Genomic DNA, 26,113 nt, shown 5'->3' on the forward strand with positions numbered 1-26,113 from the left:
TAATTTTGCGTAATGATACGACTGGGCATTATTGAAGACGACGATGAAATCAGAAACATGCTGGACCATTATTTCGGAAACCAGCCGGGGATTTCCGTTTTGTTATCCGCGCCATCGGTAGAGTCGTTTTTTGAACATTGGAATGAGACGATCTACCTGGATATCGTGTTATCCGATATCGGGCTGCCGGGGGAGTCGGGCATCAAGGGTATTTCGCGTATCAAACGGCGGGCGCCCAAATGCAGCGTAATGATGCTCACGGTTTACGATGATGCCAACCGGATCTTCCAGGCGCTGTGCAATGGCGCAACAGGGTATTTACTGAAACAAACCCCTTTGCCGCAGATCAAGGAGGCGGTAACAGCCTTGTATGAGGGTGGTGCGCCCATGTCGCCAGGCATCGCGCGGAAGGTGGTGGAGTATTTCAATCCTAAAAATGCAGGACAGCTATCGGAAAACCTGACGCCCCGCGAGTCGCAGATTGTGATGGCGATTGAAGAGGGACTCACCAACAAGGAAGTAGCCATCCGGATGGACATTTCGCTGGAAACAGTCAAATACCATATCAAAAACATCTACGAAAAACTTCAGGTGAACAGCCGCCACGCCCTCATAAGCCGGAAATACAAATAGCTCCTCCCCCCCAAAAGAGGGGTACCGTAGCAACCGCGAATTGATTCACTTTGCGATGCTATGGAAAAACTTCTACAAATTATATCGATAGGCCGCGACCGTTTGGTGAACCGTCACCCGGCCATATGGGCAATTCTTCTGTGTTGGCAGGGAATTGTATTTTTCAACACAACGGCATTCGGCCAGGGGATTTTGCCTGGCGCCGGCAACATTTTGTATGTCGACGTTAATGTCAACACCGGCGCCGGCGGCTACACGGGCGCCGGGAATTCCTGGGCCAATGCGGTTCCGCAACTGGCGGCCGCGCTCAAGTGGGCCCGGGAGGAATATGCCGGTGGCGGTCACGGATGGAGTAGTGCGAACCCACTTCGTATTTTTGTTGCCAAAGGGAAGTATTTGCCGGCGTATCATGCAGATGACCGGTTTTACACGACCGATGGAGGCAGAAACAACGGCTTCGTGATGGTGCGCGATGTGCAGCTCTACGGCGGGTTCGACCCGGCCGCTGGAATTGAAGATCTCGATGACGAACGAATACTGCCCAACGTCGCTTCGCCCGCACAGGGTACGGTACTGAGCGGTGACCTGTCGGGAAATGACAATGCCGACGATTTCGAAAATCATGACGATAATGCCTATCATGTGGTTCTGGCGGGAGGTATAGTGGGGACGGGAACCATTGATGGCTTTACGATATCAGGCGGCGTCGCCGAGGACGGTGCGCAGGACGCACTTCCGGTAAACGGGCAGCTGGTATTTTCTTCTTCGGGAGGCGGGATGTATTTGAGTAACGCATCACCAGCAGTGAAAAACTGTCTGTTTTACCGGAATATGGGGGACCTGGGAGGGGGCGCGACGATTATGAGCTCGGCTTCGGAGCCCGTGTTTACCCGGTGTACATTCGATTCAAATTCGGCTAGTGAAGGTGCCGGCGCCATCAACTGGGCTGCGGGCCCGACATTCAATGAATGCGTGTTTTCAAATAATGTAGCATCGACCGGCGGGGGAGGAGTCAGTAACATGCAGGCTAACCCCTCTTTTGTAGACTGCAGTTTCACCGGTAACTCCGCTGACGGAGGAGGAGGGATGGCGAACAACCAGAGTAATCCCACTATTACGAATAGTGACTTCATAGAAAACAAAGCCAGAAATGGCGGAGGGATGGGCAACGGAGGCGGATTGATTACGCTGAACGGGTGCGGATTTTTCAGAAATACGGCCGAGTCCGATGGCGGCGGGCTGCACAATATCATGACACAGGTTTCTTTTTCTAAATGCGTTTTTGAAGGAAACCGGTCGGATCAGCGTGGGGGGGCGATGCGGAACGATCGCGCCACCGTGACGATCAGGAACAGCAGGATCACGGGCAACAACTCTGTCCAGGGCGGAGGAATCATCAACGAAAGCTGCCCTTCCATTTCGGTTATCAACAGCGTCGTGTCGGGAAACACGGCGCAGATGGCCGGGGGGATGATGAGCGGACTGGGCGAATCTGTGATTGTAGCCAATTGTACCTTCTGGGGGAATGTCTCCACGCTGTTTGGCGGCGGGGCTTTGGTGAACTTCCAGGCGCCGCTGACAATGAGCAACACGATCATCTGGGACAATGAGGCAATCGGGGTAGACAGCAGTCCCGAAGCGTCCATTTACGGCTCGGGGAGCCCGTTGCCGGTAATTACCAACAGTTTGATAGCCAATTGGGGCGGAAGCGATAACTGGGACGATCTGAGAGGCGTAGACGGTGGCGGGAATATCGATACTGATCCCGGTTTTGCCTCGATCCTGCCCGCAGATGCCAACTTTTTGTATCTGACCAATGCAAGCCCTGCGCGCGATGCCGGCAACAATGCAGCCTACACTGCGGCCGGGGGAAATTTGACCAATGACAAGGACCTCGCCGGCAATCCGCGGTCCTTTGGCCCGTCAATCGACATGGGCGCTTATGAAAACCAGCAGGCGCAAGCGGTAATGCGGGTTCTGCATGTCGATGCAGCCGGAGGAGACGATAGCGCCGATGGTACATCCTGGGGCACAGCGTTCAAAACCTTGTCGCACGCATTGACCCATGCGAACACCGACACCGACGTGGATACGATTCTGGTTGCAAAAGGTACATATTATCCCACCGGCATCGCCTCGGGTACCAACCGGGCAGATGCGTTTCACATCGCCCGGGGAGGGATCAAAATTTATGGTGGATACGATGCGGCTACCGGCCAGCGAAACCTGGCAGCCAATCGCACGACCCTGAGCGGGGCCATCGGGAATGCCGGCTCTCCGAATGACAACAGCTATCATATAATGGTGATCGCGGGAATTCCGGCGGATGCGGATAGCATCGAAGTCGATGGTTTCGTGATCACGGACGGCTATGCGGACGGCGGCGGCAGCACCGGCTACAATGGCATTGATGTGGCGCAAAATTATGGCGGTGGTATTTACAGTAAGCAAAATGGTTCAGGCACAAAGCTCAGGTTTGCCAACCTGATCATCCGGAACAACTACGCCAACTACGCGGCGGGAATGTTCAACGACGAGCAGTCGTCGCCGTTGGTGGTCAACTGCCAGATAACCGGTAACGCCGCAGCACAGAATGGGGGCGGGATGCTCAACAGGAACGGATCTTCGCCTCAGATCATCAATTGTACCATCGCAGGAAATGAGGCCGGCGATGGAGCCGGGATATTCAACAACACCAATGCTTCGCCGGGCATTCACAACAGCATTGTTTATGGGAACCGCTCCGGCATCAGGAGTTATGGCGGTAGCAGTCCTACGTTGACTTACAGCCTGGTTCAGGGCCAGCCGGTTGGGTCGGGTAACCTGGCGGGAACGCTTAACCCCGGCTTTGCAGCTCCGGCCGGGTACGACCTGGCGCCCACCAGCGTAGGCGACTATCGGTTGCAGGCATGCAGCCCCGTGGTGAACAAAGGGAATAATGCGCTGATTCCACAAAATGCATTGCATGATGCGAACGGCGACATACGGGCAGCGAACCTGTCGGTGGACCTGGGAGCATTCGAGTACCAGGGGGCGCCGCTAACAGCGGCCGATGCACTGGCGAAAAATGGCGACCAAAATGCCAGGATGGTCACCACGGTCACCGATTTCTGGGCTAACGACGAAGCCTGTCGGCTGGTTACCCGGTTGGAGCCCATTGGCAGCAGCCCGTTGTCGGGTAACGTGACGGTCCGGGTAGACATCGATGCCCAGGTGGCCTTCCATAAAGGCTCACCTTATGTCCAGCGGCATTACCTCTTCAATGGACCTACCGGCGGGTCAGCCAGAATGACGCTCTATTTTACACAAGATGAGTTTGATCGATTCAATGTGGAGCTCCCTTCCGGCCCCCTTCCCGGCAATGCCGCGGACGAAGTCAACAAAAGTAATTTACGCGTGTTCCAATATGAGGGCGCGGCAGGCAGCAAGCCGGGCGATTTTCAGGGCTCCCCATCAATAATTGATCCGGACGACGCCAATATCCGCTGGCATGAGGCTGCAAAGCGGTGGGAAGTCAGTTTCACGGTCGACGGTTTCAGCGGTTTCTTTATCGGATCGGTGGCCAGCCCATTGCCTGTGAAGCTGGTATCATTTACAGGGGCGGTCGATGCGGAGAACGCCGTCAGCCTGGACTGGCGGGTTGTCGAACAGGAGAATATTGCAGCCTATGATATTCAATACAGCACCAATGGGCGGGATTTCCAGCAGGCCGGAACGGTGCCTGCAACCCAGGCAGCCGAGGCTACCTACACGTTCCGTCATCATCCGCCGTTGAGTAGTGCATTGCTTTACTACCGTTTGCTGATCTCCGAGGGTGATGGAAAACAGAGTTTTAGCCGTATTGTCAGCCTGAAAATTCAGAATCGGAAACCTGTATCCGTTTATCCCAACCCGGCTACCCACGGCCTCTGGATCGCACGGCAGGGAGCTGCGGGAACCACTGCCAGCCTGGTCGACATGATGGGGGCGAACCTCAGAACATGGACTTTCAAATCCGATAAGGAATACGTGGACATCCACTCCCTTCCCACAGGTATTTACTTTATCCGGTTCAATGATGGTACCGTTATGAAAGTGGTTAAAAATTGATTTCCGCGATCAGACATACGGATTGCAACGGTAGTTCATCCAGGGTACAGGCGTCCTGTATCCTGGTAAACCCGTTGTTTTCGAACATTTGGATCCAGGGGCTTTCGACGTGTTCGTTGAGCCAGATTTGAACACCCTGGTGTGACCGGCAGACCGTGAGGCATTTTTCAAGCAGGGAATCCCGCACAGCCGTCGCCGGGAATGCATTCAGGATTCCGAAATCTGCGATGCGAATGGATCGCTTGCCGTCCAGCAATTGCGGTTTTTTGCCGCGGGTTGTAATGCGCGCGTATCCGGCCGGTGTGTTATCCGCATATACGACGAGCCATTGATTGGACATACTGTTAAGTTCGTCAATCAGCGCTTTCCTATGGTAGTTTTCAGTAATGTAGCGGTCGAGTGTCTGCGGATCAACGACCGCCGAATACTTCTCAATCGCCAGTTGACGGGTGAGCGTCAGAAGCGTTTCTATTCCCTGATCCGTCGCGATCACGAATTTGGTTACAATATTCATTTTCCTGTATCAATAGTACAGGGGCAAATTTAGATGTACGGCCGCGGCAATACACAATACACATTTTGACAAAGTGATCAGTACAGATTAGCCTGTGAACGTTGCCCTGCCAGCTTGACGGCCGCAATTCTGTCAGGAGAGAATTTGTCCGCGTAAACCAACCGGAAGTATTTGTCGAACGCCTGAAAACGAGAATGTATAGCCAGGCGTAAACCGGATTCCGATTTGTTCGCATTGACTGTAAAACTGATTCATCTCGGTACCGTCCGGCATCTGTACCCATGCATTGTACCCGCCCGCGGGCGTGAACACGTGCGTTTTTTCGGGGAAGTTTTCCGAGATTAATTGAATGGCCTGATGGGCGTTTCGGGCCAGTTGCATTCTGAATGCCCGGACATGGCGGTCATAGCTGTGGTCGCTCAGAAGCCGGTTGACGGTCTCCTGATACAAAGGGGAAACGGTATTGCCCAATGCAAACCTGATCTGTTCGGCGCGCTGCATGTATTTTCCGGCAGCCAACCAACCAAGCCGTATCCCGGCTGCCAGCGTTTTTGAATAGGAAGCGTAAGTCATTACCGTGCCGCTGTCGTCGAAACTTCTGATGGTGGAGGGTCTGGTACCGTGAAAGTGCAGGTCCCCGTAAATGTCGTTCTCAATAATCGCCACACCGAATTCCTGCGCAACAGCCACCAGGGCGCGTTTTTGCTCGTCATTCAGCACCGTTCCCGTCGGATTATGGAAGTTGGGCGTCAACACCACCGCCTTAACCCGGTTATGACGGCAAGCCTTCCGCAAGAAATCTATGTCGAATCCGGCATAAGGATTGACGGGAACTTCCACAACTTTTAGGTTAAGTACCCGTATCACTTCCAGCATGGAGAATACGCAGGGGCTTTCGACAGCCACCACGTCAACGGCATTACAGACAGACGCCAATGCGATGTACAATGCCTGCAAGGCCCCGTCCGTAACAAGCAGCTCGTCGGGATTGATAGCGGTTTTATGAACTGCGGCGTGCCGGATAATATGGTTCCGAAGTTCGGCAGAACCATTCGGCGGATAATACCTGAGCAGCCCGGCGCCCTGTTCCCTGATAGTCTGCTGCATGGTACGCAGCAGCAATTTCTGCGGGATCAAAAGATCTCCGGGAGCAGCTACATTGAATTCCGAAACACTGGGTCCCGCCCGGAGCGAGGTAGTTAACGCAAGGTGCCACCTGAAAATTGGGTCTCTCACCACAGGCTGGCGCCTGGCACCAGCCTGTGGAACAGTGATGGTCGGTCCGGCCGCGACATAGTAACCCGATTTTGGTACACTCTCCACAAGTCCACGGATAATCAGGTATTCGTATCCGCTCTGTATGGTGCTGATGCTGGTTTGATATTGCTGTTTCAATGCCCGGACAGAGGGAAGTTTTTGACCGGGCTTAAAAATTCCCTCACGGATATTCCGCTCAATCACATCCGTAAATATTTCAAACTTGTATGTCTTCATAGCTGTGCTTCCAACAGGCAACTAATCTACTATTCAGCTACAAGCAATATCGTCATTTTGAAGGGTAAAAGACCGCTTGATAGCCAATAAGTCTGGTTGGCAAGATAGTCCTACTCTTTCGACATTTTTTTCGCCCATCGCTATTGATCAAAATTAGCTACTTGCGAACAGCTAATGTACTTATCCTCAATCAATAGAATTAAACAAATTGACAATGGCCAAATTTTACACTTCGGAAAACTACCCAACCGTATCAGAAGAGGAAGCCAGGAAGACAGGTGCCTGCCGGGGATGGATCAAAATGCTCGGTAAGCTCTCGCGGATGAGACCCATTCAGTGCCGTCGCCCCGGCCCTAAATCTGATATTTGGAAGGCCGCTTGAAAAGTGTCCATTCAAACAGGGCATAGTAAATCAATGCAAGCAAATACCAATCTGGCTGAAAGCGGAGGATTAGGGCAATATGCAGTAAAATAAAGCCTCTCACGGTTGACGTGATAGGGACTAATGCCCCGCGTTCGTTTTCCTCTTTGGTCAGGTGACCGGCAATTTGCCCAGTGACAGTCACGATACTTCCGGCAATACCAAAGGCCAGCGACCATGCATTGATGGCGATTTGCTGCCAGAACAGAAAGAGTGTGACGAGGGCAAAAATATCGCCCGTCAGCATCGTCTTGTTCCATCCTAATACGACAGGGAAGGTTCGATAGTTTGTGGCCCTATCCGCCTCTATGTCTTTCAAATAGCCTATTAGTACGAAATTGGCATAGCTGAAAAAGGTAATGAGAATATAACTGTAATTATCAACCGGTAATTGCCATTCACCTTGTGGTTGCGTGATGAAATAACCCATTAGCGGCAGCAGCGCTACGATCCAGGCATTGTAAAACGGGCCGGCAAACCAAAAGTGTTTTTTTACAAATGAATAGGTAGCTAACCCGATTACGGCCGCGATGCTGAGTGCGAAAACCAGTGGACTTAACCACAGCATTAGAAGGCCCGATGCCAGCAGGCCGGAAATGCTCACCGTTAATACTGACTTTATCGAAATTACTTCCTGCGACAACGGGCGGTAAGGTGCCGAGAGTTTATCGGTGTCGGTCTGAAAGCAATCTGTCAGCGCCTGACCGAATCCGTAGCCCAGGAAAAATGGCGCAAATGCAAGCCAGCATTTCCATTCGGCGGTATCCGTGGTTTTACCCATGGCAATTCCCATAGCCCCCGCCGCACCGGAAATAAATAGCAAATAGGGGCGCATATGAATGAAGTATGCCCGGCAAAATGACCTTGAAAATATAGGATAAAAATTTTTCGTGTGTTGTTCCATTGCAGGTGTTTTCATGCGTCGAGCACGTTGATGGCCTGTTGCTTAACGCTGACTTCTATATCAGTTGATTCGGTTGTTTCTCCGTCACATTCGAAAATAACAGGGATAGGAGAAAGCATCTGAATTTTTTGGGTGAATGTAGATATCCTTTTTTCGTTAACTGCAAATTTCCCTTTTTCCAGTTGCATTAATGTCTGAATGAGCTCCATTCTTTTCATGTCCCGACAAATGTTCAGGCCGAGAAGCCCGTCGTCCGGTAGAATGTTTTGCCGATAATGCAAACTGCCTGAAACAAATGGAATCTTCAAAATATTGATATTGGAGACAGCCATAGTTGTTTCTTCGCCGTTAAATCGGATTGTAACCGGTTTGTTCCGGTAGGAGAATATGGTTGAAAGGGCCGTATAGGTAATGGCGGCGCCGGTATTTATTTTTTTTAACCATTTCAACGTTTTTCCCGGATTGTTGAAGTTCCAGTTACCTTCGGCGGTTACGCCAATGCTGGCATTGATGATGAAATATTTCTTTTGCTTCACACCGTTTTTGTCGATGTAGCGCACTTCTCCGACATCACGAAGGACGTGGGAACTGGTGTTGATCCGCACCGGTAGCTTTTGGATGAAAGACTGGAACGGCTTCAAAAAATCGTTGCTCGACCCAAGCCCGATCGCTCCCAGTACATGCCTGGAAGGTTGTTCGTGTTGTAAAATCGCATTGGCTACAAGATGAACACTGCCATCCCCGCCGGCAGACACAATGCAGCTGGCTTCGTTGGTGCTGAAAATGCCGTCCAATTGCTGGCTAAGTTCTTCCGTATTTTCTGTGACAATTTCTTTTGCCGATGGCAATCGATCCAGTACCTGGCTGCGTATGTGTTTCCACCTTTTCCATCCTTCTCCCTGATGGCAGTGCGGATTGATGACGATGAATATCGGTGTTTTCATTGATTGGGGGTTTATAAACACCTTACATCTATGTTTACGGAGTCGTTCTCCTGCAAATGGAAATCCGACACGATATTGTAATCGTAACTGTTGATGGAAATGCTTTTCAAAGCCCGATAAACTGCGCCCCGCTTTTTACAGCATACCAGCAAATAGCCGATGCCCTTGCTTTCCTGATCTTTCAAAACCAGGTTGATCCCCGCAAGGTTGCCGATGCTATGATTATAAAGAATCGAGAACGACATTGTTTCCCCTTCGTTCGGAGTCTTTTGATACCTGGATGGGTAGCATTTCCTTAAAAGCCAGAATGCTGCACGATAAACGGATTTTACTTTTTTAATTTTTAGCTGATACATTTTGTGCGAGTGAAAGCAACCAAGTCCATTTTCGAAAAATGTATAATAATCATCGCTTACGCTTTGCTGATCAAATAACCGGACGCCGAAATTATCGGGAGCTGAACCGGAGAAATCGGCGGGTTTCATCCTCGCGGAGGTCGGAATGGTGAGATAAGTGAAGTTATATATCCACACGTTGGAAAGCATTCCGGAAATCATTTTCAACACGGGCGCATTACTTATCTTAGCTGTCATAAAGTTTCGCGACAGACCATTCGGTTTAAAGAATTGCCTGTACATTTCCTTTGCAAGATTTTTGCCCAGGCCCTTATTCCTTTGATGCGGAGATACTTTGGCATCAAAACCAAATCCGGCCTGGATCTGTTCTCCGTTGATTTCGATTGTTGTTTGTGCACCGATAGCGGTACCCGCAATATCGTTTTGTGCATCCACCCCGATGATTACCCCGAAATTGCTGAAAACGACTGCGCGGCTTAAAAAATGTTCTTTTACAATTTCCAGCTGTATCTGGCCGCCTTGTACAATGCCTTTCTCGAATTGCAAAAGCTGATCGTTCCGCTCTTCCGAATAGGATATCACGTCGTATGCCGGATCGTTCATATCTTATTTTGTGAAGAAAATACCTGATACATTTTTGTGCATTCATCAGCAGTGTGGTCCCGGGTATCGTTGTGATCCAGGAAATTGTGAATGCGATCTTTTTCAACCCGGTTGCGCAGGAATGTGCGCCATACCAGCGTATCTCCCGGCGCTTTTAGTTGCTCTGATATCTGCTTCAAATAATCGACATTCTCAAAACTCAGGATGTCCGATAATGAATAGAAAACAGGTCCCTGCAAGACGGCCTCATTTGCGCGGATGAAATCCAGGACGTCGGTATGATGGTAATGAATGGTCAGTGAAGCGGAAGCTATTCTCGATTTGATTTTTTCGAGAACCTCCTTCTGAAGTGACGGCGGAAAATCCGCCTGCATCATTTCGCGCAGATGCCCCTTGAAAATCAAATGAGCCATAAAGCAAGACTGCAAAGCCCCGTCATCGACAAGCTGATTCAATGCTGAGGGAATTTGCTTCACGACGGCATCCGGACTGACAAAAGCGGCGTCTCTATTCCCCCACAATTGGTAAACAAGGTGGAATGAGAAAATACGCAGCAAGAAATCCCACCTTTTCCTTGGGAAGGCTGTGCGTAAGCCATTGCTGCCGAAGCTGTTTTGGAAGTTTTTGCCAAGAATGAGATTGATGGACGGCCTGACTCTGTGAAGGAATTTCTCGAAATGCCCCATGTTGACAATCCCTTTCTCGATGGAGGCTATGTTATTTTGCCAGTACATCATGCATGCGGGAGGCAGCTCATTTTTCAATTGATCGAACCAATCCTTTCGCTGAGCTGTCTTTGCAGGACTGTGTCCGCAAAATCTGAGGTAATCATCGACGCTCAGCACGCTCAACGCGCTTAGTTTTAACTGCAAAAGAAACAGCGCTGCTTCATTCACGTCAACGACATGCACGTGCGCGACCGATTCGTTGTCTAACAATGCAAGCACTCTCTCCCCGCTGCCTGCGACGACGACAACGGTATTGCTATGCGTTGACTGCAACAGGTTTCTTTCTACCCGGCTGTCTTCGTTGACATTAGTATAGTACAGCATATCAGGATACCCGCTCTGATAATTTCTTCCCGCTCATTTATGGTCCTATCGTGTGTGGATTGGTCAGTGTAGGCTTCATGGTTACCCGATTAATTGTTTGAAACCCAACTTTCATGTTGTTGTTTCAACAATTGCAAATAGGCCAAAATATCGCCGTTTGATTCATAAAACAAATTCGCAACCCTATGCGAATCGCAACGTATTGGCAATGAGCCTGAAACGAAATCGATCTGGGGCGTAGCGGTAACCTTGCCCAGATAAACCGGCTTCCAGCCTTCGGATTCGCATTCCTTTTCAAAGTCATTTTGCTTTTCATAAGGGACGGTAAAGAGTAATTCGTATTCACCGTGCGGGCCGGCCAGCAGCATCCATTCGGGGAGCCCGTCGTGGTGGTGTATCGACCGGGCTTCTTCTGACAACAATTTGATTAAAGGCGTTTCAAGATGGAAGCCTACGCCATTCAGCTCCGACAAAACGGCGAGCGCCGGAAACAGTCCGTCGCTTGTATCTATGCATGCGGTTGCATACGTGCGTATGGTTTTAGACTCCGTCAATCTGGCAACGGGATGAAATCGGACTTCAAGTGCCTGATTGAAGAAACGGGAGTAGGCAAATGCATTGCCGGTTCCCAACAACGATGTGGTGTACAAGCATTCTCCCGGCTTCATACCCGTGCGAAGCAGCGGGCTGCCGGATCTGATATGCGCAACGACAGTCGTGCTTATTGAAACGGAGTCGGAAAAATTGGTATCTCCGCCGAGCACATAACTATTGTAACGGAGGCAAGCATCGCCGATGCCCGCCTGCATGTTCTTCAACCAATCGTCGTTGCCATCGAGCGGTAGCTGCAATGACAGCAGAATGCCCTCCGGGACGGCGCCCACTGCGGCAATATCGCTGATCGGCGCCGTTACGGCCATCCAGCCGATCAGGTATGGATCTTCATAGAGTTTTGTTTTGATCTCTTCATGGATGCCATCGGTTTTAAGAACCAGGTATTCGCCATTGCGTTGAATGATTTCCGCATCGGCTTCCATCAATTGGTTCACCTGCGAGGGGTGCCTGGCAAAGTTCCCGGCGACCTTGCGAATGATATCGGCTTCCTTGTTAGTGATTGTGGTCATGTTCTTTTTGCTGCTTCCGATTACATCAATCCGTTCGCGGAAGGCGGCCGTAAAATAGGTATTTTGTGGCTAAATCACAGCCCGGTCTAACCGTTTACCGCCGTTATCCCCAGGCGATCGCACCAGCCGAGGAATGTGCTGTGTGCCGTGTCCAGCACCTGCTGTTGCCCGGGAGGGATTACTTTGCTGTTCGCCCTGCATGTGAGCTCCATGGGCACGCCACGCTTTTTAAGGAAATACTTTGAGCTTAACGGATAGAATTTGGAGATCAGCGGTTCCATCCTGGTAATTTCGGCCTGTATCCAGTTCGCATCTTCTGATTTGGCCGGGTTGTCGGCATTTTGGCATAGCCATGTATGTATTTCGGGGTAGAAATTCCCGGAAATAGGCGACATCCCTTTTCCGCCCTTTTGCAGCGATTTCAGGGCAGTGGCGGAATGTGCATTATAGAGCTCCATTTGGGTGCCTTGGGACACTGCCAGCTTTTGTTCGATTTTGCCGATATCTTCCGTCGTATCCTTGTGGTAGACCATGTTTTTGTTGGAAACAAGGAACTTGAATACCTCGGTGGAAATGATCCGTTTGTACGGCGAGGGGCATTCGTAGGTGCCTAATTTCATATTTCCGGTAAGCGCAAAAAAACGCTCGAAATTTTCCATCAGCACCGCGTCACTTTCGTTTTGCGTGGCAAAATGACTGGATATCAGGATAATGCCGTCGACGCCGGTATCTTCAATTTTTTGGGCAAATAGCGCTTTGTTCGCAAGGGAATCGCCAAAAGAGCCCGTTGATACCACCGGTACTTTCCCTTTTACGTGCTTCACTACATGTCTGGTGAGGTCAATCCGTTCCTGGTCGTTCAGGAAATACATTTCACTGCTCAGGCAATTGGCGAAGAACCCCTTTGCACCAGCAGCGAGGTAGAAGTCGATGACCCTGGAAACATTGCCGTAATCGATTTTCAGGTCGGTACCGAACGGGGTGATCATGACAGGGACGAATTTTTTGTCGTCAGCCGCGAACGTCCGGGGGGATATTAGGCCCTTTCTGTGGCTATGTGTCCGGGCGGATGGCACAATCCCGCCGCCAGCCACGATTCCCAATGCTGCCGGGGCCATTTTTTCCAGGAAATCCCTTCTGCTCACTTTATTCTCGGTTTTCATGGGATGTTAAGGGTTTAGGTGAATCAGTGATGTAAGGAGTACTTGAAAATATCAAAATGGGTAGTCTTTTTGTCCAATTATTTTTTTGGCAGCACCTACCGAAAGCAAACTTCTGCCTGTAAATCTATTTCGGGATGTCGTGCTGAAATTATTTTGGAATTTATTTCTAAAAAATTGGACTGGTCGGAGGCCTGATTGCAACGTGCAACCGTACATGTAGTTGTATCCACCTATTACTTAGGTGCTAAGCGTCTTGTGGATCCTTTCGAAACTTTAACCCAATTAAGTCCATGGAACAAAAAGTTTTACCAGAACATGGCACCCGCTTTACAAGTTGTTGTAAGCGGTGCTGCCTGTTAATCGCCCTTGCGGGCTTGTCGATCTCCACCCGCGCGGCCGGGCCATTTGAATCCACAAGGGTTAATATCATCAGCAACAGGAGTAGCGGCAGGCTGCTAATGCTCCAAACGGTGAAGGGGAAAGTCACCGATGAGAAGGGCGACGGGCTGCCGGGTGTAAATGTTTTGGTAAAAGGAACCCAGCAGGGGACGAGCAGTGATGCGAACGGGAACTTTACGATCGAAGCACCAGGGCCCGATGCCGTTCTGGTATTTTCATTTGTGGGATATCAGCCCCGGGAAATCACGGTCGGCAGCAGTTCCGTACTGGAAGTGAAACTGGCGGTGGATACCAAATCACTCGACGAAGTGGTGGTGACGGCATTGGGTATCAAGAAGGAGGTCAAGGCGGTGGGATATTCGGTGACGAAGGTAGAGGGAAGTGCATTTACAAAGACAAGGGAAACCAATATCGGTAACTCGCTGGCCGGCAAAGTCGCAGGGGTGAATGTTTCAGCGGCGGCGACAGGGCCGGCGGGGTCAAGCCGGATCACGATCCGGGGCAATACTTCACTCACAGGCGACAATGCACCGCTTTTTATCATCAACGGGATCCCTATGAACAATACAAAGTTCGGAAAGACCCAGGGCGACAATCCCGATTGGGGGGATAATATATCCAGTATCAACCCCGACGACGTGGAAGATATGACTGTCCTCAAAGGAGCGGCAGCCGCGGCATTGTATGGGTCGAGGGCCAAAAACGGTGCTATCATCATCACCACCAAATCGGGGAAGGGGAATAAGGGCATCGGTATCGAATTCAATACCAACAATACCGTGGAGGTACCGTACTTTATATGGGATCTGCAAAAGGAATACGGCCAGGGCTACAATGGCGTGAAACCGTCGGGTGTAGGCGTTGCTGCCGCGCACGGGCAAAATCACTGGGGTGCCCCTTACGACGGATCGATGGTCGTGCAGCTAGACGGCGTGGAAAGGCCCTATTCGTACGTCAAAGACCAGGTTTTGAAGGATTTCTACGGCAACGGCTTTACTTCCTCCAACAATATCGCCTTTACCGGGGGCGGCGATAAGGGGAATTTCCGGCTCGCGGTGACGGATATGCGCAACAAAGGCATCATTCCGAATGCGAAAATGCGCAGGGATAATGTCAGTCTGAGCATCAATCAGAACGCCACCAAAAACATCGCGATCAGCGCCAATGTAGACTATATCAATGAAAAAGTAGATAACCGTTACGTGCTCGAAACGAACAATGCCAACAGTGCGGGGACAATCTTATTCGTAAACAGCAACATGCCCACCAGCGCGCTGGCTCCCGGGTACGACCCCGTAACATTCAAGGAGAAAGTGCTGGGCACCGACCTGGGTGCTACCAACCCTTATTACGCCCTCAATCAGATCAAAAACAATACGCAGAAGGACCGCTTCATAGCGGCGATTAATGCGAGGTGGAACATTACCGACTGGCTGTTTGTGCAGGGGAAGGTCGGGCAGGATATGTTTTCCTATCAAATCAACAAAATTGTCCCTGAGGGCACCGGTTATCGCCCTAATGGCCAGATCGACCAGATCACGACCAACTTTTATGAGCGAAATTTCGAAGGGATGATCGGCCTTAACAAAGCGCTGAACAAGGATTTTAACCTGGTGGTCAATGCGGGAGGCAACCTGATGGCGCAGCACAGCAATGGTACCAACATCAGCGGGTCGGGGATTATCACGCCCCGCCTGGAAGTGATAAACAACACATCTGTCCGGAACACGACCACCAGCATTTTGGATAATAAGATCAATTCCTTGTTCGGTACCGCCGAATTGGCCTACAAAAACTACCTGTTTCTGAATGTAACGGGCAGGAACGATTGGTTCTCAACCCTCAGTCCTGAATCGAATAACTACTTCTATCCGTCCGCCAGTCTGAGTTACGTATTCTCGGATGCGTTCGAAATGCCCAAGGCTATCAGTTTCGGAAAATTCAGGGTGTCGTATGCATCGGTGGGCGGAGCCACAGACCCTTACCAGCTCAATCTCACGTACGGGGTGCTGCCTTACAGCTACGACGGCAAACCGCTGGGGACGATCAACCAGGCTGTGGTTCCCAACAAAAACCTTCGCCCGCTGAGCGTGAACGAATTAGAGGCGGGTCTGGACCTGCGCCTGTTCAATGGCAAACTGGGCATCGACGTGGCAGCTTACAACAGGTCTACCAAAAACGACATTACTACGGAGACCGTCTCGTCGGTTACCGGTTATAACGGCGCGGTGGTGACGGTGGGAGAGCTTCGCAACCGGGGCGTCGAAATGCTCTTTACCGTTCGGCCCGTCACTACGAAGGATTTCAGTTGGGATGTTTCGCTCAATGTGGCTTACAACAAGAGCAAGATCCTGAAAATCTCCAATTCGACCAACGAGTTCCTGCTCGGTACAGCCACGAAGGTTTTCCTGAAACAAGTGGTGGGAGAGGAGTATTCGCAGATCGTCGGGCGTACCATCAAACGCGATGCCAATGGCAGGGATGTGATGGACGCCAAAGGCCTGCCTATCGTGCCTACGGACGTGAAGGCATTTGGTTCCGGCATTCAGCGGTATACTTCCGGTATTACCAACACATTCAGCTACAAGTCATTTACGCTGTCGGCCCAGGTTGACGGCAAGTTCGGGGGATTGATTTACTCCAATACCAACTACAACCTGGAACACCGCGGCATGTCCCCGCGCTCGCTGCTCGGGCGCGCGAATGGCGTGGTACTGCCCGGGGTGACCGAGACGGGAGAGGAGAACAAAGTGCTGGTGACGGCTGCCCAGGTTAATAACCGCGATATTATCGTAAGGCGCCGCGACGCGTTGGACGACTATCTGTACAATGCAAGTTTTATCAAGCTCCGGTATGTGTCATTGACGTACAACCTGCCGCGTGCATTGTATGAAAAGATCGGCTTTGTGAAGGGCGCCAGTGTATCGCTGGTCGGCAGAAACCTTCAGACCCTGATGAAACACACGCCGGGGATCGACCCGGAGACAAATTTGTCGGCGGGCAACGACCAGGGGATCGAATCGACGCAATTACCTCCAACCAGAAGCTACGGCTTTAATGTGAATTTGAAATTCTAAATCGGGAACGGATCAAACCTGTTTAAAATGAAAAAAATAGTAAACGTTCTATTGGCTGTCGGCACAGTGCTCCTGTCGGGCTGCGACGGCGACTTTGAACAACTCAATAAAGACCCCAATGCAGCTACCGCCGAGGGGTTCAGCCCGGCTTACCTGTTCACCTCCGCACAGCTGTTTTCGTCGAGGGGTGACGACGGGGCTTCGCTGCATTATACCGAGCCTTTCGTTCAGCATTTCGCGACGCTGAGCGACGCGGGCACATTCGATTTCTTTGGTGATAAATATGTGTATAACAAAGGCGGAAGCGAGAGCCTTTGGAAGAACACATTCAATGCGGTGAACGGTGGTAGCAAGCTGCTGGAAGACGCCATTCAATTATCGAAGGACAAGCCGGAGCTGAGCAATCTCCACAATATGGCCAGGATCTGGAAAACGGTGATATACCATCGCCTCACGGACCTGTACGGAGATGTGCCTTATTCGGAGGCCAACCAGGGTTTTTCGGCGCAGAACTACAAGCCCAAATATGATACCCAGAAGGATATCTATTACACGATGCTCAGCGAACTGGAAGATGCCACGGCCAAGCTGGACGCATCGAAGGGAGCAGTCACAGCCGACATTGTTTACGGGGGTGATGTGGTGAAGTGGAAAAAATTCGGTTACTCCCTGATGCTGCGGCTCGGAATGCGGTTGCAGAAAGTGGAACCGGCAACTGCCGAAACCTGGGTGAAAAAGGCCATTGCCGGTGGTGTATTTACGTCCGTCGATGATAATACGTACGTCAGGTTTCCGGACAAGACCGGCGCGAATCAATCACTGGTGAATGGGGAAAGCTGGACGTTGTCGGTATCAGGCGTATCACCGGGGAAGATCAGTTCAACGATCTTCGACTACATGAAAAGCCGCAACGATCCGCGCCTGAAATACATGGTAGCCGTTTATTCGGACCCTTCCAAAGCATCAACGAAAAACACGGACCCCGCTGTTCAGAAAGGGATGCCCAACGGGTTCAACCTGGTAACGATCAAGAGCCATTCAAGTTGGGACAATACGAAAGATCAGCACCAGTATTCGGGCATTAACCGTGATGTCTACGCTAAACTCGACGGCCCGCGCATGGGCCTTACCTATGGCGAGGTTCAGCTGATGATGGCCGAAGCGGCGATTCGCGGATGGGTAAGCGGTGACGCCGAGGCGCTCTACAAAAGCGGGGTTGCCGGAGCCATGAAGAACCTGGCAAAATACGACGCATCGGCGGTCATTACGGACACGGAAATCAACGCCTATCTCACGGCTAACCCTTTTGTAGGTATTGCCGACAAGGAAAAGGCGTACGAACAGATCAACACCCAGTATTGGGCGGCTTGTTTCATGAATGGTCTTGAAGCGTACGCCAATGTTCGCCGCTCCGGCTACCCCAAGCTGACGCCCATCAATTATCCGAGCAACGAAACCGACGGGACCTACCCGCGCAGGCTGCGCTACCCCGAGGATGAGCCGGTATTGAATGCCGCCAACTACAATGCGGCGGTGGCCCGGCAGGGGACGGACAATTTCAAAACAAGGGTTTGGTGGGACAAACAGTAGTCATAAAACAGGATAATGGACAGTAAAACAAAAACAATTGCGCCGGAAGTGACCCGGCGCAATTTCATCAAAACAGCGGGTGTGGGCATGTTTGTTGCACCCTATATTACTTCGGGCTGGGCAAAAACGCCTCCCAGCGACATGGTCCGCCATGCGGTAATCGGCACGGGCGGCATGGGGCGAAACCATACCAGGACTTTCGGTAAAATGGAAGGATGCAGCCTGGTGGCGGTTTGCGACGTTGATCCCGAACAGCTTGGCAAGGCTGTCAAGGACTTGCCGAATGCGGAGAAGATCAAAAAGTACGCCGACTTCAGGGAATTGTTGCAGGACAAATCCATCGACTCGGTGTCCATTGCCACGCCCGATCACTGGCATACCCCCATGGCCTTATGGGCGATGATGGCGGGTAAGCATGTGTATGTGGAGAAACCATGCGCACACAATGTCAGGGAAGTCAACCTGCTCGTGAAGGCATCCCGGGCATTCAACAAGTGCGTGCAGCACGGCACCCAACGCCGGAGCAACGGCGCACATATGGAAGGTATCAGGCAGCTGCGTAATGGTGTGATCGGAAAGGTACACACCATCAAGGCCATTGATCACCAGTACCGCGAAGCCATTGGCAGGGCGCCGGCAGAGGCTCCACCCACCGGCGTGGATTACGATATGTGGCTTGGCGCTGCGCCGAAAGTCCCTTTTACCAAAAACCGCTGGCATTATAACTGGCGTTGGTTCTGGGATTATGGCAATGGCGATGCAGCCAATGACGGCGTTCACCAGATCGACGTGGCCGTATGGGCCCTGGGCGACAAATATCCCCGGCGGGTGGTCGCATCCGGCGGTCAGTATTTTTACGATGACGACCACCAGACGCCGGATACGCAGACCACCGTTTTCGAATACGACGACACCCAGATCATCTGGGAAATGCGGCTGTGGACGCCCTACACGCTGGAAGGGCACGACAACGGTAACGTGGCATATGGTACGGAGGGAAAAATGGAGTTCGGCCGTGCGGGCGTTGTCATCACAAAAGGTAAAGAGCAGATCAAAATAGAAGCCCCCGAGAACGTGGAGCCAATTATGCCCAATTTCATCACTGCCGTCCGCGAAGGTAACCCTGCCAAACTCAACGCCCCGATCGAAAGAGGCGCTGTTGCCACCAACATGGCGCTGCTGGCCAATATCGCTACCAGATTGGGCGTATCCTCGCTTCAATATGACCCTTTGAAGGAAGAAATCAAATGCCCCGGCCTGGATAAGCAAGCCAATGCATTACTCGGCCGGACCTACCGGAAAGGTTATGAACTTCCCTACAAAGCTTAAACTACATTCTTCAATCAGAAATCTTCAACGCCGGTCATGGTAAAATATCCCACTGTTTTAAAATACTTTCAAACCTGTATGAACGGATGCCTCATCGCATTTTTGCTGGCCGTTCCCGGGTATTCACAAAAGCCGAAAAAAGGAAATACTTCACTGCCGGTTGTTTCATTTGAACAGAAGCCGGGAGCACTGACCATACTGGTAGGAGGTAAGCCGTTTGCCAGTTATATTTATGAAGATGAGAAAATTACGCGGCCCTATTTCGCACACGTCAAGTCGCCCTGCGGTATTCAGGTTACCCGCAATTACCCGCCTCAGGAAGGCGACCCCAAGGACCATTCGACATTTCATCCCGGTATTTGGCTCAGTTTTGGCGACATCAACGGCTATGATTACTGGCGGTTGAAGGCAAAAGTGGAGCATGAAATGTTTGTAGAGCAGCCAAAGGGCGGGCCGGGAAAAGGGACTTTTGTCGTTCGCAACTATTACATGAGCAGCGATGGAAAGGACAGGGTTTTGGCAGAGCTTGCAAAATATACGGTCCTGGTGCGCCCCTCCGGGACGCTTTTGCTGATCAACAGTACATTTTCTTCCGATTCAGGGGATATCATTTTTGGTGACCAGGAAGAAATGGGACTCGGCGTTCGTGTCAATACCAAATTCACCGTACAATATGGAAAAGGGCATATTACCAATGCCGAAGGATTGAAAGACGGAGCCGGTACCTGGGGAAAGGCTTCAAACTGGGTGGATTACAGCGGACCTGTCGACGCGAAATATGTGGGTGTAGCCATCATGCCTGACCCGGATAATTTTCGTCCGAGCTGGTTCCATACCCGCGATTACGGTTTAATGGCCGCAAATGCCTTCGGCCGGGAAGCCCTGACGAAAGGCCAGAAAAGCGCAGAGGTAATCCAAAAGGGGCAGGAGTTTCATTTGGGTTATGGCGTGCTGATTTATTGCAAACCCGGTAAAGTTGATATTGAAAATGCCTATCAGGACTATTTGAAAATGCGTGCGAATTGAGGTGTGGATCAGGCAATTCAATAATTATATAACAGATAATGGAAATTGTGTAGCAAAACCTTTTCGCAAGATTTGACCTTTGTGGCTTCCCCGATTATATATGCTTGAATGAAGAATCATTGATTATGGAACACCACTATCACATTCATCATGCGGATAAGAAGCCGATGGACTCAGATCTGATGAAGACTGGCGCCAACGGGCATCACGCGCGGCACGCAGGCGAGGAGGCTGATCACGGCGGGCATGATAAACATGCCGGGCATCACACCGCAGACTTTCTCACGAGGTTCTGGATTTGTCTGCTCATTACAATACCGATTCTGATGTTGTCCCACATGATCCAGGAGTGGGCCGGCTTCAACCTGCGGTTCGCTGGGGATCAATATGTGCTTTTGGTACTTAGCAGCATCGTGTACTTCTATGGAGGTTGGCCATTTTTAAGTGGCCTGGTCGGTGAATTGAAAAGCAGGACTGCCGGTATGATGACGCTCGTTGCCGTTGCCATCACAACAGCCTATGTTTATAGCGTCGCGGTCGTATTCGGGCTCGAAGGGATGGACTTTTTCTGGGAGCTGGCAACATTGATCGACATCATGCTGATTGGGCATTGGTTGGAGATGAAGTCGCAGATGGCTGCCTCGCGGGCTCTGGAATCGCTGGTAGCTTTGCTGCCGTCCGTGGTGCATGTAGAAAGGCATGGGCAAATGACCGATATTCCATTACAAGACCTTTCGAAAGGGGATGTTTTGTTGGTAAAGCCGGGTGAAAAGGTAGCAGCCGACGGTTTGATTGTCGACGGTAACTCATATGTGAACGAAAGCATGCTTACGGGAGAAAGTGTTCCTGTCCGCAAGCAGAAGGACGATAAAGTAATTGGCGGCGCGATTAACGGGGACGGTGTTTTGAAAGTCCAGGTTACCGGCACCGGCGACGAAAGCTATCTGAATAAGGTAATCAATATGGTGAAGACGGCACAGAGTGCCAAGTCGAACACGCAGAATCTGGCAGATAAGGTGGCTGGCTGGCTCACGCTGGTTTCCATTACGGTGGGTGTGGTTACCTTTATCGTATGGTATACAGGTGGCCAGCCGCTTGCATTCGCTCTGGAAAGGATGGTGACCGTGATGGTAACATCCTGCCCGCACGCGTTGGGAGTTGCCATTCCGTTGGTCATAGCGGTGTCGACAACACTTTCGGCTACACACGGCCTCCTGATCAGGAATCGTACGGCATTTGAGAACGCCCGCAAGCTCACCACGATCATTTTCGATAAGACAGGCACCCTTACCACAGGCTCACATGAGATTAAAAAGGTAATACCTGTCAGCAGTGATCTTTCTCCCGATCAAATCTTGCAATATGCGGCTGCTATACAACAGAACTCAGAGCATCATATCGCGCATGGCGTCATGCGGGAGTTGAAGAAAAAGGGCTTGGAACTCTGGAAATCGACCGATTTTACCTACATGCAAGGCGTCGGAGTGAGCGGCCTGGTAAATGGGAAGAGGGTCGTCGCTGCCGGGCCCAACTATTTCAGTCAGGAGCATAAGCCCATGCCAGTTATTCCCAGGGAAGTCGATCAGGCCACGGACACGGTGAATTTCATTTTGGTAGATGGTGTACTGGTCGGCCTGATCACATTCGCAGACAGCATCCGGGAGAGTGCCGCACAGGCCATCCTGGAATTGAAGAGGATGAACATCAGGTCGTTTCTCCTCACCGGGGACAATGAAAAAATTGCAGAGGCTGTCAGCAAAAAGCTGAACATGGACGGCTACCTCGCGAATGTACTGCCGCATCAGAAGCAGGACAAAGTCAAGGAGTTTCAACAAAAGGGAGAAATTGTTGCCATGACGGGTGATGGTGTAAACGACGCGCCAGCACTTGCACAGGCAGATGTAGGTATTGCGGTAGGGTCCGGAACCGACGTAGCGGCGGAAACGGCTGATATAATTCTCGTAAATAGTGATCCGATGGATGTGGTTCAGATGATAACATTCGGCAGGGCCACCTATCGGAAAATGGTGCAGAATCTGGTTTGGGCAATAGGTTATAACGTGGTAGCGATCCCTTTGGCGGCTGGTTTGTTGTATCCATCCTTTATGTTAAGCCCCGCAATGGGAGCGGTGCTGATGAGCGCATCGACGATCGTGGTCGCGATCAACGCAAAGCTCTTGCGGGTAAGGCAGACGAGGTGAGGCTAACGGTTTCTCCGGTAGCGTTGTCTAACTGCATCCCCATGCCGGAAAAAATACAGAAAATGTACTCCCTTCATCAAGCCGGCTCCTGGCGCTGATTGCACCTCCATGATTTGCGACGACGCGCTGGCAGATAGCGAGCCCGATACCTGTGCCTGGAAATTCACTTTTGCCATGCAAGCGCTGAAAGACCTGAAAAATGCGGCCGAGGTAAATTTCGTCGAAACCGATGCCATTGTCTGTGACGTCGATCTGGTGGTAGAAAGCGCAATCCTGGGTCCTCGTGTTGAATGCCGTCAACTGAGGGGATTCCACGGTCTGTACGGTAATGCGGATCTCGCAGTCCACCGACGCTCGCCGGAACTTGACCGCGTTGCCGACCAAATTTTGAAATAGCTGTACGAGCTGCGATGCATTACCCGTAACCTGGGGCAGGTACGCAACCTCTATGCGAGCCTTCGATTCGGCGATCGACATTTCCAGGGTGTTTAGCACAGTTTCCATAACGGCGTTCAAATCCACCGTTTCCGTAACCAGTTCCGGAGTCGATATGCTGGCGAAAGTGAGCAAATCGTTGATCAGAGTGCTCATCCGGCTGGCTGCTGATCTCATCCGCTCGATGTACGTCAATTCAGTTTCGGAAAAAGTCGTTTGCCGGGCAGTGAGCAGATTTCCAAACTGCTGGATCTTCCGAAGCGGTTCCTGTAAATCGTGCGAGGCTACATAGGCAAAGTTTTGTAAGTTGTCGTTGGACCGTAAGAGCGACTCATTTGCCCGTTCGAGCTCGTAGGTCCTCTGTTGGACTTGCTGCTCCAATAGCAATGTGAGTGCCCGCTCGGCGGTAATGTCCTGCGCGCTCCCCTCCAATTTCACAGCCTGCCCATCGCTGTCGAAATAGACCCGTCCCATTGCATGGACGATCCTGCGGTGCCCGTCCTTTGCGTTGATCACGGTGTATGTTTCATCATAGTGCTTGCCCGCGGGTAATTTTTCCGCACCAGAAAAACTGGCCCGAATACGCTCCCGGTCGCCCTCCTGAATGCATGCAAGAAACGTATCGAGGTGTACGGTGGCGGTATCCAGGCCCAGCCAGTCAGCTACACGCTGTGAGAATACCGCAACTTGATTCAGAATGTCGATCTTCCAGGTCCCCAGTTCGGCCACTTCGATTGCCGTACTTAGCGCGGCCTCATTTTCTTCCAGCGACTTCCTGGCAGTGATCAGATCCGTAACGTCACGGGTGGTTCCTGCTACGGCTTCTACTTCTCCCTCCTCATTCAACACAGGAGAGAATACATAATCGTAAATTCGCCGACCGAGTGTAGCATGCGGGAACGATACTTCACCCCTTATCGATTTTTTGGTGGCGATTACCTGGTCGATCTCCCGTTCATGCATTTGAGCATGCCATGGCTCATAGCCGATTTCCAGAAGGGATTTCCCGATCGAATCCTCCCAGCTGGTTCCCCACATGCTTAACAAAGCCTGGTTGGCGTAGGTGAAGCGGTAGTTTAAATCAAAAACATACATCAGGTCAGGGGTACTGGCCGAAATAGTCTCCAATATGCGTTTCTGCCTTTCGGCGCGGTCGCGCACCGCATCTTCCCTTTGCTCCGCAGTTTTTTGCTCGGTTACTTCATGAGCGACACCCGCAAAACGGTAAACGTCGCCCTCAGCCGACAGGTAAGTCCGACCGTAGAAACGTACCCATCGCAGTTTGCCGTCGTCGGCGCCAATGGTGCGGTAAGTTTCGTCGTATAAACGATCTGATCCTGGTTCTATCGCCAGGCTGACGGCCTGACGAATCCTGTCTACATCTTCGGGGTGGATGTATTGCAATGCTTTTTCGTATGACAGAGAATTATCCTTGGTCATCCCAAAAAGCTCCCGGCAGCGATCATCCCACCGGACATTATAAGTTTTGGGATCCAGCTCCCAGACGCCCAATCGGCTTACCTGCAAAGCAAAGTCAATATCAAGTTTTTCCGGTAGATTGTTATGCCAACTTAATGGTGTTCCACTGTTCATAGAAGGATGTGCCCCGTTTAGTCAGTTTCTGTTGAAGATTGTATTAAAACCCGTGCCAGCAGATTTGACATCCTTGTTGTACTTGGTCCGATATTCCAGCGGCGACAGCCCGGTAAGTCGCCTGAATAACTCGCGAAATGCTTTTAAGTCGGAGTATCCGACCTCGTACATCACCTCGTAGATCGTTTTTCGGGTCGTTTCAAAGGCCTTTTTGGCCGACTCGATTTTGACCCGCTGAGCGTATTCGGTGGGCGTATTTCCGGTCGCCTTGACAAACCTCCGGTCAAAATTCCTTCTTCCAACCGCAAACCGGGCCGAGAGGGCTTCCATGGAAATACGCTCATCCAATTTGCTTTCGATATAGGCCTGAGCCTGACGGACTACCTCATCACCGTGCAGTTTCTGGCCGCTGAAAATGCTGAATGCGGATTGACTTTGCCTGTCGATCTCGACCTGGAACACTTTCGAACAGTAAATAGCGGTCTGCCGGTCAAAGTATTTTTCGATCAGGAAGATCATTAGGTTCAGAAATGAATAACCTCCGCCGTTTGTGTAGATACCGTGCTCATCGGTGATCAGCATGTCGGTTTGCAGGTCAACATTTGGGAACCGGGACCGGAACGTTTCGGCAAATCGCCAGTGCGTCGAACATTTCCTGCTCTCGAGAAGCCCCGTTGATGCGAGCATGAACGCGCCGCTGCACATGGCAGCGACTTCGGCTCCCGCTTTATATTGCTGCACAATCCACTCGGTTAGCAACCTGTTTCCTTCCAGGGTCTTGTCATAACTCTCGGGCACGGCGGGTATCAGGATCAGGTCAGTTTTGGACAATTGGTGGATGGTTGCATGTGTTTTGATGGTCAGTAATCCGCTGCCCAGGTTTACTTGTTCATCCATTCCCACAATTTCAATCCTGTGAGCCAGGTTGCTTCCCGCGGCTTTTTGATAGGAGTTGGCTTCGGTCAGCATTTGGTTCGCGCCCACAATGCATGCTACCGTGGACATACTTGTTTGCCCGTCAGGAGCAAGTATAGTGATATGTTTCATGGGATTTTTTATACAAAGTTACTGGATTTGTTTGTCCAAATCCACCCGTCAGAATGTCTGAATTCCCCAATCATGGGGTGCCTGAATCGCAACTACTTTTGTGAACAAACTAAAATACA

Annotated in this window: 17 protein-coding genes; 7 read left to right on the plus strand and 10 right to left on the minus strand. The window is 51.1% G+C overall.

Annotated features, from left to right (window positions below; genetic code table 11):
* The first annotated feature begins 12 nt into the window (after positions 1-12).
* Together CLV60_RS00375 and CLV60_RS00380 are read left to right on the plus strand one after the other, a co-directional pair.
* Entirely contained in the window at positions 13-633 is a 621-nt protein-coding gene (locus CLV60_RS00375; RefSeq protein ID WP_106593411.1) for a response regulator, read from the plus strand.
* Positions 634-693: 60 nt separating this feature from the next.
* The gene (locus tag CLV60_RS00380) at positions 694-4,722 is read left to right on the plus strand and encodes a choice-of-anchor Q domain-containing protein (RefSeq protein WP_106593412.1); all 4,029 of its coding nucleotides are present in this window, start codon (positions 694-696) and stop codon (positions 4,720-4,722) included.
* Here the strand turns inward: CLV60_RS00380 and CLV60_RS00385 are convergent.
* The 8 genes from CLV60_RS00385 to CLV60_RS00420 form a co-directional block, all read right to left on the minus strand.
* On the minus strand, positions 4,712-5,236 hold the full coding sequence (locus tag CLV60_RS00385) for an N-acetyltransferase (RefSeq protein ID WP_106593413.1): 525 nt from the start codon (positions 5,234-5,236) through the stop codon (positions 4,712-4,714). The genes CLV60_RS00380 and CLV60_RS00385 overlap by 11 nt on opposite strands.
* 132 nt (positions 5,237-5,368) lie before the next feature.
* A complete protein-coding gene (locus tag CLV60_RS00390) occupies positions 5,369-6,730 on the minus strand; it encodes an aminotransferase-like domain-containing protein (RefSeq protein ID WP_211302166.1) in 1,362 nt (453 codons plus the stop codon).
* 353 nt (positions 6,731-7,083) lie between these two features.
* Positions 7,084-7,986: a UbiA family prenyltransferase gene (locus tag CLV60_RS00395; protein ID WP_170118670.1), complete on the minus strand. Its 903-nt coding sequence runs from the start codon at positions 7,984-7,986 to the stop codon at positions 7,084-7,086.
* Positions 7,987-8,066: 80 nt separating this feature from the next.
* On the minus strand, positions 8,067-8,999 hold the full coding sequence (locus CLV60_RS00400; RefSeq protein WP_106593415.1) for a diacylglycerol/lipid kinase family protein: 933 nt from the start codon (positions 8,997-8,999) through the stop codon (positions 8,067-8,069).
* Between the two features lie 11 nt (positions 9,000-9,010).
* On the minus strand, positions 9,011-9,958 hold the full coding sequence (locus tag CLV60_RS00405; protein WP_106593416.1) for a hypothetical protein: 948 nt from the start codon (positions 9,956-9,958) through the stop codon (positions 9,011-9,013).
* Complete coding sequence (locus CLV60_RS00410) at positions 9,955-11,010, minus strand: DUF3419 family protein (protein ID WP_106593417.1); 1,056 nt, start codon at positions 11,008-11,010, stop codon at positions 9,955-9,957. The genes CLV60_RS00405 and CLV60_RS00410 overlap by 4 nt, the downstream gene beginning before the upstream one ends.
* Positions 11,011-11,099: 89 nt before the next feature.
* Positions 11,100-12,134 (minus strand): thiamine-phosphate kinase, encoded by a 1,035-nt coding sequence (locus tag CLV60_RS00415; RefSeq protein WP_106593418.1) that lies wholly within the window; start codon positions 12,132-12,134, stop codon positions 11,100-11,102.
* Positions 12,135-12,220: 86 nt separating this feature from the next.
* Positions 12,221-13,297, minus strand: a complete 1,077-nt coding sequence (locus CLV60_RS00420) for a dihydrodipicolinate synthase family protein (RefSeq protein WP_211302167.1) — start codon at positions 13,295-13,297, stop codon at positions 12,221-12,223.
* Positions 13,298-13,587: 290 nt separating this feature from the next.
* Between CLV60_RS00420 and CLV60_RS00425 the strand changes: the two genes are divergently transcribed.
* From CLV60_RS00425 to CLV60_RS00445, 5 genes are all read left to right on the plus strand, one after another.
* On the plus strand, positions 13,588-16,773 hold the full coding sequence (locus tag CLV60_RS00425) for a SusC/RagA family TonB-linked outer membrane protein (RefSeq protein ID WP_106593419.1): 3,186 nt from the start codon (positions 13,588-13,590) through the stop codon (positions 16,771-16,773).
* A gap of 27 nt (positions 16,774-16,800) precedes the next feature.
* The gene (locus CLV60_RS00430) at positions 16,801-18,363 is read left to right on the plus strand and encodes a SusD/RagB family nutrient-binding outer membrane lipoprotein (RefSeq protein WP_106593420.1); all 1,563 of its coding nucleotides are present in this window, start codon (positions 16,801-16,803) and stop codon (positions 18,361-18,363) included.
* 15 nt (positions 18,364-18,378) lie between these two features.
* The gene (locus tag CLV60_RS00435) at positions 18,379-19,692 is read left to right on the plus strand and encodes a Gfo/Idh/MocA family protein (protein ID WP_106593421.1); all 1,314 of its coding nucleotides are present in this window, start codon (positions 18,379-18,381) and stop codon (positions 19,690-19,692) included.
* Between the two features lie 78 nt (positions 19,693-19,770).
* Positions 19,771-20,718: a DUF6807 domain-containing protein gene (locus CLV60_RS00440; protein WP_170118671.1), complete on the plus strand. Its 948-nt coding sequence runs from the start codon at positions 19,771-19,773 to the stop codon at positions 20,716-20,718.
* A gap of 125 nt (positions 20,719-20,843) precedes the next feature.
* The gene (locus CLV60_RS00445) at positions 20,844-22,919 is read left to right on the plus strand and encodes a copper-translocating P-type ATPase (protein WP_106593423.1); all 2,076 of its coding nucleotides are present in this window, start codon (positions 20,844-20,846) and stop codon (positions 22,917-22,919) included.
* Between the two features lie 27 nt (positions 22,920-22,946).
* Here the strand turns inward: CLV60_RS00445 and CLV60_RS00450 are convergent, their stop codons facing one another.
* Together CLV60_RS00450 and CLV60_RS00455 are read right to left on the minus strand one after the other, a co-directional pair.
* Positions 22,947-24,947 (minus strand): PAS domain-containing sensor histidine kinase, encoded by a 2,001-nt coding sequence (locus CLV60_RS00450; protein ID WP_106593424.1) that lies wholly within the window; start codon positions 24,945-24,947, stop codon positions 22,947-22,949.
* A 21-nt stretch (positions 24,948-24,968) separates the two neighbouring features.
* The gene (locus tag CLV60_RS00455) at positions 24,969-25,994 is read right to left on the minus strand and encodes a GlxA family transcriptional regulator (RefSeq protein WP_106593425.1); all 1,026 of its coding nucleotides are present in this window, start codon (positions 25,992-25,994) and stop codon (positions 24,969-24,971) included.
* Positions 25,995-26,113: the final 119 nt, after the last annotated feature.

This window comes from Dyadobacter jiangsuensis (assembly GCF_003014695.1).
GTDB classification, from domain to species: Bacteria; Bacteroidota; Bacteroidia; order Cytophagales; family Spirosomataceae; genus Dyadobacter; species Dyadobacter jiangsuensis.

What these genes read in the sequence shown, in the direction of transcription:
- CLV60_RS00375 (WP_106593411.1), top strand. Translation starts at nt 13, where the DNA reads ATGATACGACTGGGCATTATTGAAGACGACGATGAAATCAGAAACATG.
- CLV60_RS00380 (WP_106593412.1), top strand. Translation starts at nt 694, where the DNA reads ATGGAAAAACTTCTACAAATTATATCGATAGGCCGCGACCGTTTGGTG.
- CLV60_RS00385 (WP_106593413.1), bottom strand. Translation starts at nt 5,236, where the DNA reads ATGAATATTGTAACCAAATTCGTGATCGCGACGGATCAGGGAATAGAA.
- CLV60_RS00390 (WP_211302166.1), bottom strand. Translation starts at nt 6,730, where the DNA reads ATGAAGACATACAAGTTTGAAATATTTACGGATGTGATTGAGCGGAAT.
- CLV60_RS00395 (WP_170118670.1), bottom strand. Translation starts at nt 7,986, where the DNA reads ATGCGCCCCTATTTGCTATTTATTTCCGGTGCGGCGGGGGCTATGGGA.
- CLV60_RS00400 (WP_106593415.1), bottom strand. Translation starts at nt 8,999, where the DNA reads ATGAAAACACCGATATTCATCGTCATCAATCCGCACTGCCATCAGGGA.
- CLV60_RS00405 (WP_106593416.1), bottom strand. Translation starts at nt 9,958, where the DNA reads ATGAACGATCCGGCATACGACGTGATATCCTATTCGGAAGAGCGGAAC.
- CLV60_RS00410 (WP_106593417.1), bottom strand. Translation starts at nt 11,010, where the DNA reads ATGCTGTACTATACTAATGTCAACGAAGACAGCCGGGTAGAAAGAAAC.
- CLV60_RS00415 (WP_106593418.1), bottom strand. Translation starts at nt 12,134, where the DNA reads ATGACCACAATCACTAACAAGGAAGCCGATATCATTCGCAAGGTCGCC.
- CLV60_RS00420 (WP_211302167.1), bottom strand. Translation starts at nt 13,297, where the DNA reads ATGAAAACCGAGAATAAAGTGAGCAGAAGGGATTTCCTGGAAAAAATG.
- CLV60_RS00425 (WP_106593419.1), top strand. Translation starts at nt 13,588, where the DNA reads ATGGAACAAAAAGTTTTACCAGAACATGGCACCCGCTTTACAAGTTGT.
- CLV60_RS00430 (WP_106593420.1), top strand. Translation starts at nt 16,801, where the DNA reads ATGAAAAAAATAGTAAACGTTCTATTGGCTGTCGGCACAGTGCTCCTG.
- CLV60_RS00435 (WP_106593421.1), top strand. Translation starts at nt 18,379, where the DNA reads ATGGACAGTAAAACAAAAACAATTGCGCCGGAAGTGACCCGGCGCAAT.
- CLV60_RS00440 (WP_170118671.1), top strand. Translation starts at nt 19,771, where the DNA reads ATGAACGGATGCCTCATCGCATTTTTGCTGGCCGTTCCCGGGTATTCA.
- CLV60_RS00445 (WP_106593423.1), top strand. Translation starts at nt 20,844, where the DNA reads ATGGAACACCACTATCACATTCATCATGCGGATAAGAAGCCGATGGAC.
- CLV60_RS00450 (WP_106593424.1), bottom strand. Translation starts at nt 24,947, where the DNA reads ATGAACAGTGGAACACCATTAAGTTGGCATAACAATCTACCGGAAAAA.
- CLV60_RS00455 (WP_106593425.1), bottom strand. Translation starts at nt 25,994, where the DNA reads ATGAAACATATCACTATACTTGCTCCTGACGGGCAAACAAGTATGTCC.